General features: G+C 66.3%; 1 protein-coding gene. It reads left to right on the top strand.

Annotated features, from left to right (window positions below; translation table 11 throughout):
• Window positions 1-732 (top strand): CatB-related O-acetyltransferase (locus tag WYO_RS32345; protein ID WP_280109745.1); only part of this gene is annotated, 732 nt, incomplete at its 5' end.
• Window positions 733-734 lie beyond the last annotated feature (2 nt).

The following is a 734-nucleotide window of genomic DNA, read 5'->3' as shown; positions in this document are numbered from 1 at the left end:
CGAGGACGCCGCATGATCTCCGTCAACGAGGACATGAAGCAGGAGATGCTCCGGCGCGGCATCTCGGTGCTGCACCCGGCCCCGTTCGGCCTGCCGGAGGATTGCACCTTCGAACCGCCCTGCAGCATCAAGTGGATGGGGATCGATTACTGCCTCACCATGGGGGCGTTCTCCTACGCGGTGAGCGGCTATTATTTCGGCGCCGACATCGCCCGCTACTGCTCGATCGGCGAGAGCGTCCAGGTCGGGCGCGGCAGCCACCCGGTCCATTGCGGCTCGACCTCGCCGCTGTTCTACACGCACCATTCCGCCGTGTTCGACCGCCTCGATCCGCGCGCGGAGGATTACGAGATCTGCGGCCCCTATCTGTGGCCCAAGCGGGTGCGCATCGGCAACGACGTCTATATCGGCCACGGCGCCTTCCTGATGCCCGACATCACCATCGGCGACGGGGCGATCATCGGCGCCATGGCGGTGGTGACCAAGGACGTGCCGCCCTACGCGATCGTGGCCGGCAGCCCGGCCCGGGTCGTGAAGATGCGCTTTCCCGACAAACTGATTGAGCGCTACCTGGCAGTGCGCTGGTGGCGCTACGCCTTCTGGGACCTGCGCCAGTGCTCGATCACCGACCCCGAGAAATTCCTCGACGCGGTGGAAGAGCGGATCGCCGGCGGGATGCAGGAATACCGCCCGGACCTGATCCCGATCCAGTCGCTGATCCCGGGCGCCTGAGG

This window comes from Methylobacterium sp. GXF4 (assembly GCF_000272495.1).
GTDB lineage: Bacteria > Pseudomonadota > Alphaproteobacteria > Rhizobiales > Beijerinckiaceae > Methylobacterium > Methylobacterium brachiatum.
The sequence above is the reverse complement of the archived record's forward strand: the minus strand, read 5'-3'. Positions and strand labels throughout refer to the sequence as shown.